The sequence below is a fragment of the Ruegeria sp. AH3 genome (assembly GCF_056536265.1).
On record NZ_JBQFJL010000001.1, the window covers coordinates 832,289 to 850,509 of the forward strand.

An 18,221-nucleotide genomic window follows, 5' to 3' on the forward strand; every position below is an offset into this window, starting at 1 on the left:
CTAGACCATGCGAACCAGAATCAATGAGATGATCAGACCCAGCAGGGCAAAAGCGATGCCGTAACCGGCGGCATATTGCGCCATATCCGCGCCGCTGCCGTTGCGTTTGCGCGCGGCCCGGGCACCCAAAATCGCGCCCAGAATCGCCATGCCCAGAACCACTACCATCTGCCGTTATCCACCCGTGTTTGCAGTGGACGCCTGTGCAAGACCTTCCGACACCGAGCGCACCACCAAATCCGAGCCGAAGCCGTAGCGCGCCCACCCAATGCTGTCCAGTCTGACGGTGCGTGCCTGATCGATTTGTCCCGACTGTCGCAGGGCCTCGGACTTTAGTAACAGCAAAGTGGCAAGCAGGGCCGCATTTTCGGCCTTTGTCATGACCTTGATGGCATCGTTTAATTCAGGCAGCGCGTCTTCACCTTGGCCTTGCGCCAGCGCGAAGGCAGTGGTCTGCGCAGTCACATGCGCCCGCTGCACTTCGGTCCCGGGGGTGGCGTCGAGATACTTCAGAGCCAGCGCATATTGCAGTTGCGCCGCATCTGGATCATCGAACTGCCCCATGCGGCCCAGCAGATAATGCGGGTAGGCACGGCGGTGATCGGTCCAGCCTTGCTGCTTGCCGATCCGGGCGGCTTCTTCTGCGGCTTTGACCCGCTTGGCCGAGCCTGAGCCGGATCCCAAAGCACGTTGTACGGCGTTGATCCAGGCGCGAGGCGTCTCGGTCACAGGTTGCGGGGCAATCCGGTCGCCGCGCGGGTTCAGTCGGCTGAGTACGCCGGGCAGGACTGCCGCAACCTGTTCCTGGGTCATGCCGCTTTGCAGTTCGGGCGCATAGGCCGTGCGCAAGATCAGCATGTCGAACCCGGTTAACACGGTGTGGAAATTGTCGTCGTTGAACACCGAATCTGGCAGGCGATACAGGTCGTTCAGCGGACCGAGCGCCTGGGCCAGCTCTTCATGCAGGCAGTCGCGAACTTCCTGCGGGCTGGCGTCATAGGGGATGAAGATCCCGATCCGCTCGCGGCTGCGCAACTCGGTCCAGTTGCTTTTGCTTTTGCGTCGATCACGGCGGTATTCTTCCAGGCTTGAGGCATTGGGCACCACGAAACATGCCGCTTGCGGCAGGATACGACGGATTTGCTTCTGACTGACTGCTTCGATGGTGATGCTCGCCTGACCTTCCGGGATCTGGCGGATGTCGATTCGCGCCTCACGCTGCAACCGGGTCAGCAGGCGGCTGAGGTCGGTCTGCATCGAAGGCGGAGGCGTTCCGGTTAGTCGCACGGTGATTGGGCCTTCGAACCGGGTGAAGACCGGCAGTTCAGCACCGCTTTCCAGAGCGAAATGCAGCGATAGGAAATCCGCCGCGATGTTCTTGTTGGACCGGGCAGGCGCGCTGGGACGGGCGGTGCCAAACGTCTTGGACGGGGGCAGCGCCTCCTCGATCACCTTGATGCGCGTCGGCAGCTCGATCCGGTCGACCGAGGTACAGGCGGAGAGAGCCGCCAGCAGGAGGGCTGCACCCAGACGCTTCATGGTCGTTGATACTTCAGAAACGGCGTTAATTTGCCGATGCGGTCGTAAAGCTGGCGCGCGGTGTGATTGAATTCCTGCGTCAGCCAATAGACGTTCGGCGCTTGTTGCCGGTCAGCTTCGTCATAAACCGCCTGAATCAGCGCACGCCCTGCACCGGTGCCGCGCGCCTCGGGGCGGGCATAGAGGTCCTGCAGATAGCAGACGCGTTCGACCTTCCAGGCATGGCGGTGAAACAGATAGTGGGTCAGCCCCACCAGCCTGCCGTCCAGCTCGGCCACAAAGCAGGAAAAGTCTTGCGGATCATCACCTAAGAGGCGAGTGAAGGTGGTGTCATAGACCTCCTCCGAGACCTCGGACTCATAGAATGCCAGATAGTCGCGCCACATCTCGGCCCACGCCGCCCGGTCGTCGGGGCGCAAAGGGCGGATGATGGGGACGGTCGACATTTTCGGATTTCCTGCTCTGCGGGGCCCGTTTACATGCCGGGCTTTGGTTGTTGCAATGCTGACATCCGGCCCCGCGGAAGGCAAGCCGTGATCACCGGATGTTCATGTGTTCAGCGTTTGCTGCGCGCCATAAATGCAAGGCGTTCGAACAGATGCACGTCCTGTTCGTTCTTCAGAAGTGCGCCATGCAGTTTGGGCAGGGCATTGGCCCCATCACGCTTGAGGTCTTCTGCCGTCAGATCCTCGGCCAGCAGCAGCTTGAGCCAATCCAGCACCTCCGAAGTCGAAGGCTTTTTCTTCAGCCCTTGCGTCTCGCGGATCTCGTAGAACTGCGTCAGGGCTGTGGTCAGCAGCGCATCCTTAATGCCGGGGTGATGTACCTCGACAATGCGGCGCATGGTGGCCTCATCCGGGAAACGGATGTAGTGGAAGAAACAGCGACGCAGGAAGGCGTCGGGCAGTTCCTTTTCGTTGTTCGAGGTGATGATCACGATAGGGCGGTTCCTGGCCCTGATCGTCTCGCCGGTCTCGTAGACATGGAACTCCATCTTATCGAGTTCCTGCAGCAGGTCGTTGGGGAATTCGATATCGGCCTTGTCGATCTCATCGATCAGCAGGACGACCTTTTCATCAGCTTCAAACGCCTGCCAAAGCTTGCCCTTGCGGATGTAGTTCGAGACTTCGTGCACACGCTCTTCACCCAACTGGCTGTCGCGCAGGCGGCTGACCGCATCATATTCATACAGACCCTGCTGCGCGCGGGTTGTGGATTTCACGTTCCATTCGATCATCGTCAGCCCAAGCGCGCCTGCCACCTGCTTGGCCAGCTCGGTCTTGCCAGTGCCGGGTTCGCCCTTGACCAGCAGCGGGCGCTCCAGCGTCACGGCAGCGTTCACGGCAATATTCAGGTCGTCGGTGGCGACGTATTCGGCGGTGCCTTGGAAGCGTGCGGTCATGTGACCCTCATGTAGTGGAGCAATATTCAATCCGGGTTACAGAGAGGCGACATTTTTGACAACCCGGATCGCAGCGTCGCGACGCTGCGATCCGGGCTTTGAAGTGATTCGTCGATGCTTCATTAAGCTTGCGGTTGAACCTGCCCGGAAATTGCCCGGTTCCTTCCACAAAGAATTTAGCTTTTGTTGTTAGTGGTCTCATATTTAGACATGCCGGAGCGACGGCGCGTCGGGTAACACGTTTGCATAGTGACATTCCTGACGTGGTCGGATACACGCTCCGCAGAAGGGGGTGCCGAATGTCAGGTGATACAACCGCTACCGACGTTTCAGCCCATACCGAGGGAGCAACAATGAAGCAGGAAGTTTTTCTGCCGGAGGATTACCGTCCGGCCGAAGATGAACCTTTCATGAATGATCGTCAGCTTGAGTATTTTCGTCGCAAGCTGCTGGATTGGAAAAACGAGCTTTTGGCAGGTAGCCGCGATACGATCGAAGGGCTGCAGGACAATACCCGCAACATTCCGGATGTCGCCGACCGCGCCAGCGAAGAAACCGATCGTGCGCTGGAACTGCGCACCCGGGATCGTCAGCGAAAGCTGGTCGCCAAGATCGACTCGGCTCTGCGTCGGATCGATGAGGGGGAATACGGGTATTGCGAGAAAACCGGTGATCCGATCTCGCTCAAACGTCTGGATGCGCGTCCGATTGCGACCATGACGCTTGAGGCACAAGAGCGTCACGAGCGCCGCGAAAAGGTTCACCGCGACGATTGATCGCTGGAAATAGACAGAAACATCAAACGCCGGGGTCTTCCACTCCGGCGTTTTTGCGTTATGGCGGAGGCATGAATATCAAGGGTCTGAAATTCTGCGTCATCGGTGGTGGCATCGGCGGGCTGGCCGCGGCTCTGGCGCTGCGTCAGCGCGGTGCGCAAGTGACGGTGTTCGAACAGGCCCCTGAACTTACCGAGGTCGGGGCCGGCCTGCAGATTAGCGCCAACGGCATGGTGGTTCTGCGTGCTTTGGGGGTGGTAGGCGACGTGCCTGAGGCCGGACAACGCTCGGCGGGGACTGTGCTGCGGGACTATCGCAAAGGGCGTGTGATTAGTCGGGTTGCCGGGCCTGCGGCGGGGGCTACCTATTATTATCACCGGGCCGATCTCCTGGACCTTCTGCACAAGGCGGCTGGGCGGGCAGGGGTAAACATCCGTCTGGGTACGCGCGTTACCGAGGTCCGCAAACATCCCGGAGAGGCCGAGGCTGTTCTGGCCTCGGGCGAAAGGCTGCGCGCCGAATGCGCCATCGCCGCCGATGGTGGCCGCAGCGTGATCCGCCCGTTGTTAAATGGCCCCGAGACACCGGAGTTTACCCATCAAATCGCATGGCGCGCGACCGTGCCCTGTTCCGAACGCACCGAGACCCCACGCGCCTCGCTGACGATGGGCCCTGGCCGTCACGTGGTCAGCTATCCGCTGCGGGATCAGAGCCTGATGAATATCGTCGCTATCGAAGAACGTTCGGATTGGCGCGAGGAAGGCTGGCGACGTGAGGGTGATCCGGACGAACTGCGCACGCGGTTTGCCGATTTCGGAGGGCCGGTTCGCGATCTGTTGAACCAGGTGGATGAGGTGCATCTATGGGCGCTGTTCCTGCGCCCAGTTGCCCGAAGTTGGCAGAATGGTCGTCTGGCATTGCTCGGCGATGCAGCACACCCAACCCTTCCGTTCATGGCACAAGGTGCCTGTTTGGCGTTGGAAGACGCGTGGGTTCTGATCCGCGCGTTTGAGGAGCAATCCGGTGTGGCACAGGCTTTGTCCGCTTATGAGGCAAAGCGCCGACCACGGGCCAGACAGGTGGTGGCCGCAGCGAACGCGAATGCACGCAATTTCCATTTGCGCGGCCCGATGCGTCTGGCGGCGCAAGCGGCGCTCTCGGTGATTGGCCCGAGACTGTCACGTAAATATGATTGGATCTACGCCTACGACGCGACGGCGTGACCTGTCAGAGGTCGAGGTCGACCCAGACCGGTACGTGATCTGACGGCTTTTCATGCCCACGCACTTCGGCATCTATCCGGCAGTCGCGCATCAGGTCAGCCGCTTGCGGTGTCAGCAGGAAATGGTCGATCCGAATACCGTCATTCCGGTTCCAGGCGCCAGCCTGATAGTCCCAGAACGAATAGTGACCCGGTCCTTGAGTTCGGGCGCGAAATGCCTCTGTGAAACCAAGATTTAGGATTTTCCGAAACGCCGCACGGCTTTCAGGTCGAAACAGAGCGTCCTCACGCCAGGCCTCGGGCCTTTTGGCATCCTCTGCTTGCGGAATTATGTTGTAGTCACCGGCCATCAAAGCGGGCTCTTCCGAGGCCAGAAGCGCGCGCGCCCGGTCGTATAGCCGCTGCATCCACGCAAGCTTATAATCGTATTTAGGGCCCGGAACCGGGTTCCCGTTTGGCAGATAGAGGCCACAAATTCTAAGGGCCCGTTTACCCACCACTGTCGCCTCAATCCAACGCGCTTGTTCGTCCGCGTCGTCGCCCGGCAAGCCTCGCGTCACATCTTCAAGCGGGAGCTTAGACAGGATCGCAACACCATTGAAACTCTTCTGTCCGTGGGTTTCGACATTGTAGCCGCGCTCTTCGAACATTTCGCGCGGGAAGTTCTCGTCCACCGACTTGATCTCTTGCAAGAGTACGATATCCGGTTGCGCGTCATCCAGCCAACGGGGCAGAGCCTCAGCCCGCGCCTTGATGCCATTGATGTTGAACGTGGCGATTTTCATGCGCGATCCTCCGACAGCTTTATGGCAACCTATCGCGCAGAACCGGGCGAACGGCAAGTCGAGACGGTGGGAAGCGAGGGGCCAGCCCCTCGCGCTCCCCGGGATATTTTTGGCCAGATGAAGAAACGGATTCTTAACCAGTTTGTTTGTAAAGTGATCAGGCGGTACAGGCGGGGACGCCGATGACCGCGCCAGGTGAAGCTCTCTGGTCTTCGGCTCAGAGAGCGGATCCCTCTTCATCTGGCCAAAAGTATTCTGGGGGTGTGGGGGCAAAGCCCCCACGCGAGCTTACATCGAAAATGATGTGCCACAGCCGCAGGACGAGGTGGCGTTCGGGTTTTCGATCACAAACCGTGCACCGATCAGTTCCTGGGTGAAATCGATCACCGCGTTTTCCAGAAACGGCAGTGAGATCGCGTCGACAATGACTTTCTGGCCCTTGCCTTCGAGGATCAGGTCGTCGTCTTTCGGAGTGTCCAGTGCGATTTCATATTGAAAACCGGAACATCCGCCACCTTCAACCGCGACGCGCAGGGCTTGGCCCTGATCTGCAGCGCCGATTTCGGCCAGGCGATCGAAGGCGCGATCTGTGACGATTGGGGGCAGATTCATGCCGGTCTCCAAAGGTTTATTTCCTCAGCGCAGTACAATATATGAAACCTGAAGACAGGCGACAAGGACAAGACCTTTGGAAAGAGCGGGTTTTGCCTCGGATCCGGGCCGCGCAAGGGGGCGGCTTGTGCCGGAGGAAGAGAGCAGCTTTCGGTCGTGCTTTCAGCGCGACCGCGACCGGATCATTCATGCCAGCGCGTTTCGGCGCCTCAAGCATAAGACACAAGTATTTGTGGAACATGAGGGAGACAGCTACCGCACACGCTTGACCCACTCGATTGAAGTGGCGCAAGTCGCGCGGACCATTGCTGGTGCGCTGGGCTTGAACCCGGAACTGACAGAGGCTGTGGCACTGGCGCATGATCTGGGTCATACACCGTTCGGGCATACAGGCGAGGATGCGCTTCATGCGCTGATGGCGCCGTATGGCGGCTTCGATCATAACGCTCAGGCCATTCGGATCGTGACCAAGCTTGAGCGTCACTATGCCGAGTTCGACGGGTGCAACCTGACTTGGGAGTGTCTGGAAGGTATCGCCAAGCACAATGGACCTGTGGTTGGCGAGTTGCCCTGGGCTTTGGCTGAATGCAATCAGGGCTTTGATCTCGAACTCCATACACATGCGAGTGCCGAGGCGCAGGTGGCCGCGCTTTCAGATGATATAGCTTACAACAATCACGATCTGTTTGATGGGTTGCGCGCGGGACTGTTCAGCGATGAGGATATCCAGCAGCTTCCCATAATCGATGCCTGTTTCGCTGATGTGGATGCTAAATATCCAGATCTGGACGCTTACCGCCGCAGGCACGAGGCATTGCGGCGGGTCTTTGGTGTGATGGTCTCGGACGTGATCGACACGTCGCGCGGGCTGATCTCGGCTTCGGGGGCACAGACGGTCGAAGAGATCAGACATCTGGGTTATCCGGTCATTCAATTCTCGGATGCGCTGTGGATGCAGCTCAAGCAGATCCGGGCATTCCTCTTTTCGCGTATGTACCGCGCACCCAGCGTGATGCAAGTGCGCGCCAAGGTGAGCAAAGTGGTTGAGGAATTGTTCCCGATCTATCTGAACGATCCGAAGCAAATGCCGCGACATTGGCATCGCGATATCGAGGCGGCAACCGATGAAACTGCTTTGGCCCGGATCGTTTCAGATTACATCGCGGGCATGACCGACAGGTTTGCGCTGCAGGATCATGCCCGACTGACCGGAGATCACTCGATCGCGATATAGGCGATGGCCCAGACCTGCTGGCTGGCCTGCGTTTGGGCCAATTCCGCGTCATCCGTAGCCGGGAAAACGATCATGGTAGGGCCGTAACCGCCGATGCCCATGGGCGCACCATCTGCATGGGTGGCCACGATGGGTCGGTGCGTTTCGATGCTTTGCCATGGGATTTCCGCCTGGTAGCCGTCCAGCGCCATGGGTAGGGCAGATTTGCCCTCGGCCCCGGCCATCGCCATCACGTCAGACAGCAGAGGCCCTGAGAAGGTATAGTCACGCTGGTTGTCTGGGGGGCCGTAGGGGATGGTGATCTCGATCTGCTCCAGCCCGTCCAGCATCGCCGCATCAAAGCCTGAGGCGCCAGTATGTGTAACTTCGAGGTAGCCGAGCAGTCCGCCGTCATTTTCACCTCGTGGGGGCAGGTTGGTTTCGGTGACGGCGCCACCAAGCGTCAGCAATATATGGCCCTGTGGCGAGGGCATTTCGGCCCAGCTGGGCAAGGCGGTAGTCAGCAACAGGGCAAAGGGCAGGGTGAGGCGCATCAAAGGGCTCCGGTCAGCTTTTTTTTCGACCTTAGCCCTGTTCGCGGTTAATCCAAGCGCAAACTTTAGGCGTCCATTGACCTTGGCGGTTTGCGTGGTAAACCCCGCGACAAGCAAAAGGACATCCGAAATGAACCTGTTTTCCGAGATCCGCGGCCTTGTACTGGACGCGCTGGCGCAGATGCAGTCCGAAGGTGCGCTGCCTGAGGGGTTGAGCTTTGACAACGTGGCGGTCGAACCGCCGCGCGATGCCGCGCATGGAGACATGGCGACCAACGCGGCCATGGTGCTGGCAAAACCGGCGAAGATGAAGCCGCGCGACATTGCTGACGTACTGGCCGGAAAGCTGGCGGCAGATGAACGGGTCACCAGTGCTGAGGTGGCAGGGCCGGGCTTCCTGAACCTGCGTCTTGTGCCGTCGGTTTGGCAGGGCGTTCTGGCGGCGGTGCTTGAGACGGGCACGGACTATGGCCGCTCAACCATGGGGCATGGGCAGAAGGTGAATGTCGAGTACGTCTCGGCCAACCCGACCGGTCCGCTGCATGTGGGCCATACGCGGGGCGCGGTGTTCGGTGACGCTCTGGCAAGTTTGCTGGCCTATTCCGGCCATGACGTGACACGTGAATACTACATCAACGATGGCGGCGCGCAGGTCGATGTGTTGGCGCGCTCAGCCTATGAACGGTATCGCGAAGCCAACGGGCTGAGCCCCGAGATTGCCGAGGGGCTGTATCCCGGCGATTACCTGATCCCGATCGGTGAGGCGCTGAAGGAGAAATACGGCGACAGCCTGATCGACAAGCCGGAAAGCGAATGGCTGGAAGAGCTGCGCAACTTTGCCACCGACGCAATGATGGACCTGATCCGCGCCGACCTGAAGGCGCTGGGTGTTGAGATGGATGTGTTCTTCTCAGAGAAATCACTCTATGGCACGGGCCGGATTGAGGCTGCACTGCAGTCGCTGACCGATAAGGGCCTGATCTATGAAGGCGTGCTGGAGCCTCCCAAAGGCAAGAAACCCGAAGATTGGGAACCGCGCGAGCAAACTCTGTTCAAATCGACCGAGCATGGCGATGATGTCGACCGCCCGGTCAAGAAATCGGACGGCAGCTGGACCTATTTTGCACCGGATATCGCTTATCACTACGACAAGGTAAGCCGTGGCTATGACGCTCTGATCGACGTATTTGGCGCGGATCACGGAGGCTATGTGAAGCGGATGAAAGCTGCTGTGTCGGCGCTATCAGATGGCAAGGTGCCGCTGGATATCAAGCTGACTCAGTTGGTGAAGCTGTGGAAGAACGGCGAGCCCTTCAAGATGTCCAAACGCGCCGGGAACTTTGTTACGCTGCGCGATGTGGTCGATCAGGTCGGGCCTGATGTGACCCGTTTTGTGATGCTGACTCGCAAGAACGACGCGCCGCTGGATTTCGATTTCGATAAGGTGCTGGAACAGAGCCGAGAGAACCCGGTGTTCTACGTGCAATACGCCCATGCCCGGGTCATGAGTGTCCTTCGCCGTGCCGCTGAGGCCGGGATTGCCACCGATGACGCAACCCTTTCCGGGGCTGATCTGGGCAAGATTGACCACGCATCTGAGCTGACCGTTGCCAAGAAGCTGGCAGAATGGCCACGTCTGGTTGAAATCGCTGCGCGCACCAATGAACCGCACCGGGTTGCTTTCTATCTATATGAATTGGCAGGAGATTTTCACGCGCTGTGGAACAAGGGCAACGACGAAACCCAGCTTCGCTTTATTCAGGATGGCGATGTTGCCACAAGCCAGTCGAAAATCGCATTGGCGCGCGCTGTTTCTGTTGTGATTTCAGCGGGCTTGGGTATTCTTGGCGTTACCCCGGCGCAGGAGATGCGGTAAACAATATCGCCCGAACCGCCGGTCTGAGGTAGGCAAGAAATGACCCGCGCGCCACTTTTTAAGGCGCGAAACGGGCGGTGAGGCGGATATGGCACGTTACGATTACTCGGGGCAGGCAAGCCCCGAGCAGATGCATTACTCGAATCAAACGCATCCTGAAGATGCGTATGGCTATCCCGACGAAAGCTATGGCTATGACGAGGCCCCGCGCGCAGGCGCAGGGTTGGGTCGCATTGTCAATGTGCTTGGGGCGGTTGCGTCTCTGGCACTGGTCGCAGGCGTTGGCGTCTGGGGTTATCAATTGATCATGCGCGACGTCAGCGGCGTGCCGGTTGTGCGGGCTGCCGAAGGGCCCATGCGCGTGCAGCCCGAGAACCCGGGTGGCACGCCTGCCGATCATCAGGGTCTGGCTGTGAACGCTGTGGCCGCAGTTGGAACTGCAGCCCCCCCGGCGGATCGCCTGATCCTTGCCCCGCGCCCTGTGTCGTTGACCGACGAAGACACGCCTATGGCTGCGCTTGAGGCGACAAACGCCGTGCAAGTGATCGAAGAACCCGCCACCGATCAAGCCGTCGTGAATGCACTGGTCGAAGGGCTTGCCGCCGAAACCCAGCCTGAGCAGGGTGAAGAGCAGGGCGTGCAACTCGCCGCGCTAGTCACGCCAGAAGAAGAGCCCGCAATTGATCCGGTTGATTACGCCGCACAACAGCCTGACCCGGCGATTGCTGCGCTGCCGGGCGTGCGCCGGTCGCTGCGCCCGCAGGTGCGTCCGGCCCGCGCTACGCCCAGTTCCATCACGTCTAACAGCGCCACCGAGGCGGCGATCAACGCGGCCGTAAAGGCTGCCGTTGGTCAGGATGTGGACCCCGACACGTTGGCCAAAGGGACACGGCTGGCGCAGCTTGGTGCCTATGAAAGCGCTGATGTAGCCCAGGCCGAATGGGCGCGATTGAATGGTCGCTTTGGCGAGTATATGGATGGAAAGCAGCGCGTTATCCAGAAAACCTCAAGTGGTGGACGCACCTTCTATCGCCTGCGTGTCATGGGGTTTGATGATCTGAGCGACTCGCGTCAGTTTTGTGCCGCCTTGGTCGCGCAGGGCGCCGATTGTATTCCGGTCGCCGTTCGTTGAAGTTCGGAGCAGTCATCACCGATGCCCATGGGCTGCGCCTGACGGCAGACGAGAAAGCCCTGTTCAAAGAAATGAACCCGTTCGGGTTCATTTTGTTTGCCCGCAACATTGAAACCGCCGACCAGACTCGCGCCCTGTGCGACGATTTCCGCGAGGCCGTTGGCCGAAATTGTCTGATCACCGTGGATCAGGAGGGGGGCCGCGTGCAGCGCCTGCGCGCACCTTTGGCCCGTGAATGGATGCCTCCGCTGGACCATGTCGCGCGTGCCGGGGATCAGGCTGAGCGTGCGATGTATCTGCGCTATCGCCTGATTGCGGATGAACTGCTGGCTCTGGGCATCGACAGCAACTGTGCACCGATGGTCGATCTGGCCCGCGACGATACCCATGCATTCCTGAAGAATCGTTGCTATGCCTCTGATCCAGAACAGGTTTCTGCGATAGGATGGGCCGTTGCGAACGGCCATCTGGATGGTGGTGTGCTGCCGATTGTGAAGCACATGCCTGGCCATGGCTTATCAACGCTCGATAGCCATCACGACCTGCCGCATGTGGATCTTTCGCTGGATGCGCTGGAAGAGGCCGATTTTGCCCCGTTCAGAGCGCTCAATGATCTGCCGATGGGGATGACGGCGCATCTGGTTTATGACCAGATTGACCCTCGGCCTGCGACGATCTCGGCTGGAATGATGACGCTGATCAGGGAGCGGATCGGTTTCGACGGTCTGGTCATGACCGACGATATCACGATGAAGGCTTTGCAGGGCACGCCCGCTGATTTGGCCCGTCAGGCGCTGGACGCCGGATGCGATGTGGCCTTGCACTGCAACGGGGCCTTTGAAGAACGTGCTAAGGTGCTCGAAGCCGCTGGTGAGATGTCGGATGCGGCACAAGCCCGCGCAGATCGGGCGTTGGCCCAGCGGCAACCGCCACAGGAACTTGACATCCAAGCCGCCGAGGCGGAACTATCTGCCCTAATGGGCGGGCAGGTATATGCAGGATAACCTTTTCAGCGAAGACCCGGTCTCGGTCGCGGATCGGCTTGCAGCCGAAGCGCTGATTGTTGACGTTGATGGGTTTGAAGGCCCGTTGGATGTGCTGCTGACCCTGTCGCGGACGCAAAAGGTGGATCTGCGCAAGATCTCGGTTCTGGCGCTGGCGCAGCAATATCTGACATTCGTCGAAAAGGCACGGCAACTGCGGATCGAACTGGCCGCCGACTATCTGGTCATGGCTGCGTGGCTGGCCTTTCTCAAATCCCGTTTGCTGTTGCCCCCTGATCCGGATGATGAAGGGCCGTCGGGTGAGGAACTGGCCGCGCACCTCGCGTTCCAGTTGGAACGCCTGCAGGCCATGCGTGATGCCGCCGCACGGCTGATGGCGCGTGATCAGCTGGGTCGCGATTTCTTCAAGCGCGGGCAGGGCGAGGATGTCACCCGCATCCGCACCGTGACCTACTCCGCCACGCTGCTGGACCTGATGCAGGGCTATGCGCGTATCCGCACTCGTGACGAATTCCGTCCCTTCGTCATGGACCGTGATGCCGTCTTTACGATGGAACAAGCGCTGGAGCGGATGCGGCCCTTGATTGGCTTTGCCGGTGCTTGGACGGACATGGAGACCTATCTGCCCGAAGGCTGGGATGCCGACCCGGTGCGCCGCCGTTCGGCTACCGCTGCGACCTTTGCAGCCTCGCTGGAGCTGGTGAAAGAAGGACATATGGAGATCAAGCAAAGCGAAACCTTTGCCCCGATCCATCTGCGTAAAAGGACCGAAACACGTGACTGACGCACCCGAAGAAACAGGTACGCTGTTCGAAGCACCTCCGCTGGCTGAACAAGAGCGGATGGTCGAAGCTGTGCTGTTCGCAAGCGCCGAGCCGGTGACGATTGGTGATCTTGAAGCGCGGATGCCTCATGGCAGCAATGCCGCGCAAGCCGTTGAATCGCTTCAGAAGCGCTATGAAGGGCGTGGTGTGCGTGTCGTACGAGTGGGCGAGGCTTGGGCGATCCGTACCGCACCCGATCTGGGCTTTCTAATGCAGAAGGAAACAGTTGAGACCCGCAAGCTGAGCCGGGCCGCAATCGAAACGCTGGCGATCGTCGCCTATCACCAGCCCTGCACGCGGGCCGAGATCGAGGAAATCCGCGGTGTTTCCGTCTCGCGTGGCACCATCGATCAGCTTCTTGAAATGGAGTGGATCAGGCTAGGTCGACGCCGCATGACGCCGGGTCGTCCGGTGACCTTTGTGGTGACGCCCGAGTTTCTGGATCATTTCGGCTTGGAGAATGCCCGCGACCTGCCGGGCCTGAAAGAGCTGCGCGCCGCAGGGTTGCTGGAAAACCGGCCTCCGCCCGGCACCGTGCCTCTGGGCGAGGGGCAGGAAGCAGACGAGGACGAAGATCAGACAGAGCTGTTCGAGGAAGAGTGATCGGACAGCCCTTTTGTTGCCGCAGAACGTGCCTATTGTAGAGTGCAGGAAACGGAGTTGAGCCAATGAATGCCAATCGGATCATCGACATGATCGTGCGCCAAGTGACCCGTCGCCTTGTGAACCATGGGGTCAACAAGGGGATCGATCTGGCAAGCCGAGTGGGACGCAAACCGGATCAGTCAGAGACCCCGGGCAACCCGGAAGCTGACCGCCAGATGCACGACACCGCCGCGCGCCAGAAACAGAACGCCAATCAGATGAAGCAGATGACCCGCCAGATGCGCAGGTTCATGAAGTTCTGAGGATCAACCAACAGCCTTGAAATGCTTGGACAATTTCAGGCCCTGACCCTGATAGTTCGAAGCAATGCCTGCGCCATATAGCTGCGTCGGCATCTCAGCCATCTTCTCATAAACCAGCCGCCCAACGACCTGTCCGTGCTCAAGCACAAAGGGCGCCTCATGGCAGCGTACTTCCAGCACACCACGTGATCCGGCACCACCCGCTTCGGCATGACCGAAACCCGGGTCGAAGAACCCGGCGTAATGCACACGGAACTCACCCACCATGGCCAGATATGGGGCCATTTCTGCGGCGTACATTGGTGGGATATGCACCGCCTCGCGGCTGACGAGGATGTAGAACGCACCGGGGTCAAGGATGATGCGCCCGTCCTTGGTGCGCACCTCCTCCCAATATTCCTGCGGGTCGTATTCGCCGATCCGGTCCAGATCGATCACCCCGGTATGGGGTTTGGCGCGATAACCGACCAGATCGGTGTCGGGCAGCTGCAGATCGACCGAGAACCCCAGGCCGTCCTGAATGACGGCTGGCCCGTCGACCAACGGCGTCTGTCCATGCAACGCGGTCAGCTCGGCGTCGCTCAGCACAGCCTGACCCTTACGGAAGCGGATTTGATTCAGCCGCATGCCGGGGCGCACCAGCACCGAAAAAGAACGCGGGCAAATCTCGGCATAAAGCGGACCGGTATAACCTGCGGGCACCCGGTCAAACTCGGTGCCGCCATCGGTGATGGTGCGGGTCAACAGGTCAAGCCGTCCGGTCGAGCTTTTGGCGTTGGCCACGGCGCTGACATCGCCGGGCAGCGCAAGCGCTTCCATCAGGGGCACCAGATAAACGCAGCCTTTTTCCAGAACCGCGCCGTCGGTGATGTCGATGCGATGCATCTCGAACTCAGCCAGACGATCTGCAACGGTGCGTCCTTCGCCTGCCAGGAACGAGGCACGCACCCGATAAGCCACTGTTCCCAAACGCAGATCAAGGCTGGCCGGCTGCACTTGGGCCGGGATAACATCCGGGTTCGCAGTGATCTCACCACGCGCGATCATCGCTTCCAGCTGCTGGTTTGGGCAAACACCTGTCATCTTGATCCCCCCTGATGCCAGAGCGGGATCCGGCCTATGTGCCATAAACGTCGGTGTGATTTGGTCGGGCTAGCAGGACTCGAACCTGCGACCTTCCGTCCCCCAGACGGACGCGCTACCAGGCTGCGCCATAGCCCGACGTTGAGGTGTTCATAAAGACTTTCCCGGCAGGGGCAAGAGGAAATCATCGCCTTTTTTGCTATCCCGCCGCGTGGTGTTCAACGCGATCCAGCCAGCTGCGCAGATCCTTTGCGATCGGCGCAATTTGCTTCAGCAGCTCGTCGTCATAGTCGCCTCGATTCCACGCCAGCGAAGCAATACCCCCCATCAACGGAGCCGCATCGACCTCATCAGGCTGTTGTGGCTGTTCCACGGCTGCCGGGGCCGGGGGCTTTGTGGCGGCGGGCTGGACAGGCTCACCCAGGTCCAAGTTGATCTGATCCGCTGGCTCTGCCGCCGGTTTTGCGGTGAAGGGCACAACCGTGCTTTCGGGCGCAGGCTCTGGCGCGGTTTCGTCGAGCGCGGGAGACAAAGACGCCACATGTGCCACACCTTGTTCGCGCAGGATGCGCTGAACGCCTTTGATGGTGATCCGATCTTCATGGAGCAGTTTCTTGATGCCACCCAGCAGGCGCATATCATTGGGGCGGTAGTATCGCCGCCCTCCGGCTCGTTTGACGGGCTTGACCTGCGTGAACTTGCTTTCCCAGAATCGCAGCACATGAGCCTGAACTCCGAGCCAATCCGCAACTTCACTGATCGTGCGAAATGCGTCGGGGGACTTACTCATAACACAGACGTCCTGAACTTACTTGCGATTCCCGGCTGCGACGCGATCCTTCATCAGGTGCGACGGGCGGAAGGTCAGCACGCGGCGCGGCTGGATAGGAACTTCTTCACCGGTTTTGGGGTTGCGGCCAATGCGGGCGGTTTTGTCCCGAACGCTGAACGTGCCAAAAGACGAAATCTTCACTTGCTCGCCACGCACCAGCGCGTCGGACATGTGGTTCAGTACGCTTTCGACCAACTGCGCGCTTTCGTTGCGTGACAGGCCTACCTCACGGAAGACGGCCTCGCTCAGATCCATTCGGGTTAGTGTTTTGTCGCCCATACTTTTTCCCCTGTTGATGGGGAAGCATATGGCGATGCGAAATTCGCTGTCAATATCAATGAATTGCGGGCGGCTCTGTAAGCCGGATTGTGCCGGTTACCAGCGTAGGGCGACCGCGCCCCAGGCCAAACCGCCACCGATGGCTTCAGTCACGATCAGATCGCCCTGTTTGATCTGTCCACGCTGCTTGCCAACGGACAGTGCCAGGGGAATCGATGCTGCCGAGGTGTTGCCGTGGTCCTGAACCGTGACGACGACATGATCCATCGGCAGGCCCATTTTCTTGGCGGTGCCCTGAATGATGCGGATATTGGCCTGATGCGGCACGATCCAGTCCACATCGTTGCTGGTCAGGCCCGCACGTTCCAGCGCGACCTCGGCTGTTCTGGCCAGTTTCTCGACGGCGTGACGGAAAACCTGATTGCCTTGCATGCGCAGATGCCCGGTGGATTGGGTCGAGACCCCGCCATCGACATAAAGCAGATCCTTGTAACGCCCGTCCGAATTCAGATCGGTCGCCAGAATGCCACGATCATCAGGCGTGCCATTGCCTTCCTGTTCTTCCAGCACCAATGCACCTGCGCCATCGCCGAACAAGACGCAGGTCGAACGATCGGTCCAGTCCATGATTCGCGAAAAGGTCTCGGCCCCGATCACCAGCACTCGCTTGGCCTGACCAGACAGGATCAGAGCATTGGCATTGCTCAGTGCGAATACAAAACCGGCGCAGACGGCTTGCACGTCAAACGCAAAGCCGTTGGTCATGCCCAACCGGGCCTGAACCATTGTCGCTGCAGACGGAAAGGTCAGATCGGCGGTTGAGGTTGCCAGAACGATGGCGTCAATGTCTTCAGCAGTCAGCCCGGCATCAGCCAGCGCGGCCTCGGCCGCTTTGGTGGCCAGATCGGAAGTGGTTTCATCATCGGCTGCGAAATGTCGCCGCTCGATACCGGATCGGCTGCGAATCCACTCATCCGTCGTATCCAGTGTTTGCTCGAACTCAGCGTTTGGCACAACGCGCTCCGGCAAATAATGTCCGACACCTACAACAACTGAGCGGCCTGCCATGCTGGGGTACTGCCTTTTTTGTTATTATTCCGATTGAGACACGGAATGGGCCGCATCTTGTGCAAGTGCGGCTGTTGATGCAACCCGTGCCGCCAATTTTTCGGAGAAGCCGGATTCAGCCAGCGTAAACGCCAGTTTGACCGCTGCTGAAACGCCTGTCGCGTCTGCTCCACCATGAGATTTAATGACGGTTCCGTTCAGGCCAAGGAAAACGCCCCCATTCACGCGACGGGGGTCGATCCGCTTTTTCAGACGGTTGAGCGACGTGATCGCAAGGATCGAGGCCAGCCTGGACAGGGGGGAATACTTGAACGCCTGCCGCAGAAGATCTCCGATCAGGTTGGCAGTGCCTTCGCCGGTTTTGATCGCGACATTGCCTGTGAACCCGTCCGTCACGATCACATCGGCCTTGTCGCCGGGGATATCACTGCCTTCGACAAAGCCCACGAACTCAAAATTCGCCTGTTCGGCAAAATCCGAGATCATCGCATGCGCTTCTTTCAGCTCGGCCCGGCCTTTGTGTTCTTCGGTTCCGACATTCAGCAGACCAATGCGGGGGCGGCTGAGCGCCATACCGTTGCGCGCGTAGGAGGCTCCCATCAGCGCATATTGCAGCAGGTCCTTGGCGTCAGCCCGCACATCCGCGCCTACGTCCAACATCACGTTGAATCCTTGCGGATTGCGTGAGGGCCACAGGATCGCGATGGCAGGGCGGTTCACGCCGGGCAGCTTGCGCAGCCGCAGCATCGACATCGCCATCAATGCGCCGGTGTTGCCGCAGGATACCGCGCCATGCGCTTCACCTGCGCGCACCGCCTCAAGCGCGGACCACATTGAGGTGTTCTTGCCGCTGCGCACAACCTGGCTGGGTTTGTCCTCCATCGTAACCACGTCGGGACAATCACGAAAAACGACGCGCCCATCAAGGACACGCCGTTTGGAAACCAGCTTGCGCAATTCTTGTTCCTGACCGTGCAGGATGAACCCGATCTTCGGGTTCTTGTCCGCAGATTTGGCAATACCCGCCACAACGACGGCAGGGCCCGAATCTCCGCCCATAGCGTCAACCGAGATGATGATCCGTCCGGTTTGCGAGGGCTGATCCGTCATGC

21 protein-coding genes and 1 tRNA gene are annotated in these 18,221 nt (G+C 59.6%); 9 read left to right on the forward strand and 13 right to left on the reverse strand.

Annotation, left to right across the window (positions count from 1 at the left end):
* The 4 genes from ACR3EM_RS04085 to ACR3EM_RS04100 form a co-directional block, all read right to left on the reverse strand.
* Entirely contained in the window at positions 1–168 is a 168-nt protein-coding gene (locus ACR3EM_RS04085) for a hypothetical protein (protein WP_480469538.1), read from the reverse strand.
* Positions 169–174: 6 nt separating this feature from the next.
* Positions 175–1,539, reverse strand: a complete 1,365-nt coding sequence (locus tag ACR3EM_RS04090; RefSeq protein WP_480469539.1) for a DUF2927 domain-containing protein — start codon at positions 1,537–1,539, stop codon at positions 175–177.
* Positions 1,536–1,985 (reverse strand): N-acetyltransferase family protein, encoded by a 450-nt coding sequence (locus tag ACR3EM_RS04095; RefSeq protein ID WP_480469540.1) that lies wholly within the window; start codon positions 1,983–1,985, stop codon positions 1,536–1,538. The genes ACR3EM_RS04090 and ACR3EM_RS04095 overlap by 4 nt, the downstream gene beginning before the upstream one ends.
* Positions 1,986–2,095: 110 nt before the next feature.
* Positions 2,096–2,941 (reverse strand): AAA family ATPase, encoded by an 846-nt coding sequence (locus tag ACR3EM_RS04100; RefSeq protein WP_480469541.1) that lies wholly within the window; start codon positions 2,939–2,941, stop codon positions 2,096–2,098.
* Positions 2,942–3,294: 353 nt separating this feature from the next.
* Here ACR3EM_RS04100 and dksA point away from each other — a divergent pair, with 353 nt between their 5' ends.
* Positions 3,295–3,717 (forward strand): RNA polymerase-binding protein DksA, encoded by a 423-nt coding sequence (gene dksA, locus ACR3EM_RS04105; RefSeq protein ID WP_170432517.1) that lies wholly within the window; start codon positions 3,295–3,297, stop codon positions 3,715–3,717.
* A 71-nt stretch (positions 3,718–3,788) separates the two neighbouring features.
* Positions 3,789–4,940: an FAD-dependent oxidoreductase gene (locus ACR3EM_RS04110; protein ID WP_480469542.1), complete on the forward strand. Its 1,152-nt coding sequence runs from the start codon at positions 3,789–3,791 to the stop codon at positions 4,938–4,940.
* 4 nt (positions 4,941–4,944) lie between these two features.
* Here the strand turns inward: ACR3EM_RS04110 and xth are convergent, their stop codons facing one another.
* Together xth and ACR3EM_RS04120 are read right to left on the reverse strand one after the other, a co-directional pair.
* Complete coding sequence (xth, locus tag ACR3EM_RS04115) at positions 4,945–5,724, reverse strand: exodeoxyribonuclease III (protein WP_480469543.1); 780 nt, start codon at positions 5,722–5,724, stop codon at positions 4,945–4,947.
* Positions 5,725–6,012: 288 nt separating this feature from the next.
* Complete coding sequence (locus ACR3EM_RS04120) at positions 6,013–6,336, reverse strand: HesB/IscA family protein (protein ID WP_480469544.1); 324 nt, start codon at positions 6,334–6,336, stop codon at positions 6,013–6,015.
* Between the two features lie 76 nt (positions 6,337–6,412).
* Here ACR3EM_RS04120 and ACR3EM_RS04125 point away from each other — a divergent pair, with 76 nt between their 5' ends.
* Entirely contained in the window at positions 6,413–7,570 is a 1,158-nt protein-coding gene (locus ACR3EM_RS04125) for a deoxyguanosinetriphosphate triphosphohydrolase (protein WP_480469545.1), read from the forward strand.
* On the opposite strand, the gene ACR3EM_RS04130 is transcribed toward ACR3EM_RS04125, so the two are convergent.
* Positions 7,552–8,103 carry a putative pterin-binding protein gene (locus ACR3EM_RS04130; RefSeq protein ID WP_480469546.1) on the reverse strand — a complete coding sequence of 184 codons (552 nt, stop codon included), beginning with the start codon at positions 8,101–8,103 and terminating at the stop codon, positions 7,552–7,554. The genes ACR3EM_RS04125 and ACR3EM_RS04130 overlap by 19 nt on opposite strands.
* A gap of 130 nt (positions 8,104–8,233) precedes the next feature.
* On the opposite strand from ACR3EM_RS04130, the gene argS reads away from it, so the two are divergent.
* The 6 genes from argS to ACR3EM_RS04160 all read left to right on the forward strand — a co-directional run bounded on the left by argS (position 8,234) and on the right by ACR3EM_RS04160 (position 13,847).
* Positions 8,234–9,979: an arginine--tRNA ligase gene (argS, locus tag ACR3EM_RS04135; protein ID WP_480469547.1), complete on the forward strand. Its 1,746-nt coding sequence runs from the start codon at positions 8,234–8,236 to the stop codon at positions 9,977–9,979.
* Between the two features lie 88 nt (positions 9,980–10,067).
* Complete coding sequence (locus ACR3EM_RS04140) at positions 10,068–11,111, forward strand: SPOR domain-containing protein (RefSeq protein WP_480469548.1); 1,044 nt, start codon at positions 10,068–10,070, stop codon at positions 11,109–11,111.
* The gene (gene nagZ / locus ACR3EM_RS04145; RefSeq protein ID WP_480469549.1) at positions 11,108–12,115 is read left to right on the forward strand and encodes a beta-N-acetylhexosaminidase; all 1,008 of its coding nucleotides are present in this window, start codon (positions 11,108–11,110) and stop codon (positions 12,113–12,115) included. Before ACR3EM_RS04140 ends, nagZ begins: the two co-directional genes overlap by 4 nt.
* Positions 12,105–12,899 carry a segregation and condensation protein A gene (locus ACR3EM_RS04150; protein WP_170509855.1) on the forward strand — a complete coding sequence of 265 codons (795 nt, stop codon included), beginning with the start codon at positions 12,105–12,107 and terminating at the stop codon, positions 12,897–12,899. Before nagZ ends, ACR3EM_RS04150 begins: the two co-directional genes overlap by 11 nt.
* A complete protein-coding gene (scpB, locus tag ACR3EM_RS04155; protein ID WP_480469550.1) occupies positions 12,892–13,542 on the forward strand; it encodes an SMC-Scp complex subunit ScpB in 651 nt (216 codons plus the stop codon). Before ACR3EM_RS04150 ends, scpB begins: the two co-directional genes overlap by 8 nt.
* Before the next feature lie 65 nt (positions 13,543–13,607).
* Positions 13,608–13,847 carry a hypothetical protein gene (locus tag ACR3EM_RS04160; RefSeq protein WP_480469551.1) on the forward strand — a complete coding sequence of 80 codons (240 nt, stop codon included), beginning with the start codon at positions 13,608–13,610 and terminating at the stop codon, positions 13,845–13,847.
* 3 nt (positions 13,848–13,850) lie between these two features.
* Here ACR3EM_RS04160 and ACR3EM_RS04165 read toward each other — a convergent pair whose 3' ends face one another.
* The 6 genes from ACR3EM_RS04165 to plsX all read right to left on the reverse strand — a co-directional run bounded on the left by ACR3EM_RS04165 (position 13,851) and on the right by plsX (position 18,219).
* Positions 13,851–14,930, reverse strand: coding sequence for a 2'-deoxycytidine 5'-triphosphate deaminase (locus ACR3EM_RS04165; RefSeq protein WP_480469552.1), 1,080 nt, complete (start codon positions 14,928–14,930; stop codon positions 13,851–13,853).
* A 61-nt stretch (positions 14,931–14,991) separates the two neighbouring features.
* A tRNA-Pro gene (locus ACR3EM_RS04170) sits at positions 14,992–15,068 on the reverse strand.
* 61 nt (positions 15,069–15,129) lie between these two features.
* Positions 15,130–15,720: a MerR family transcriptional regulator gene (locus tag ACR3EM_RS04175; protein ID WP_480469553.1), complete on the reverse strand. Its 591-nt coding sequence runs from the start codon at positions 15,718–15,720 to the stop codon at positions 15,130–15,132.
* Positions 15,721–15,738: 18 nt separating this feature from the next.
* A complete protein-coding gene (ihfA, locus tag ACR3EM_RS04180; RefSeq protein WP_008755922.1) occupies positions 15,739–16,041 on the reverse strand; it encodes an integration host factor subunit alpha in 303 nt (100 codons plus the stop codon).
* A gap of 96 nt (positions 16,042–16,137) precedes the next feature.
* The gene (locus tag ACR3EM_RS04185; protein ID WP_480469554.1) at positions 16,138–17,109 is read right to left on the reverse strand and encodes a beta-ketoacyl-ACP synthase III; all 972 of its coding nucleotides are present in this window, start codon (positions 17,107–17,109) and stop codon (positions 16,138–16,140) included.
* A gap of 24 nt (positions 17,110–17,133) precedes the next feature.
* Positions 17,134–18,219, reverse strand: coding sequence for a phosphate acyltransferase PlsX (plsX, locus tag ACR3EM_RS04190; RefSeq protein ID WP_480469555.1), 1,086 nt, complete (start codon positions 18,217–18,219; stop codon positions 17,134–17,136).
* Between the last annotated feature and the right edge of the window lie 2 nt (positions 18,220–18,221).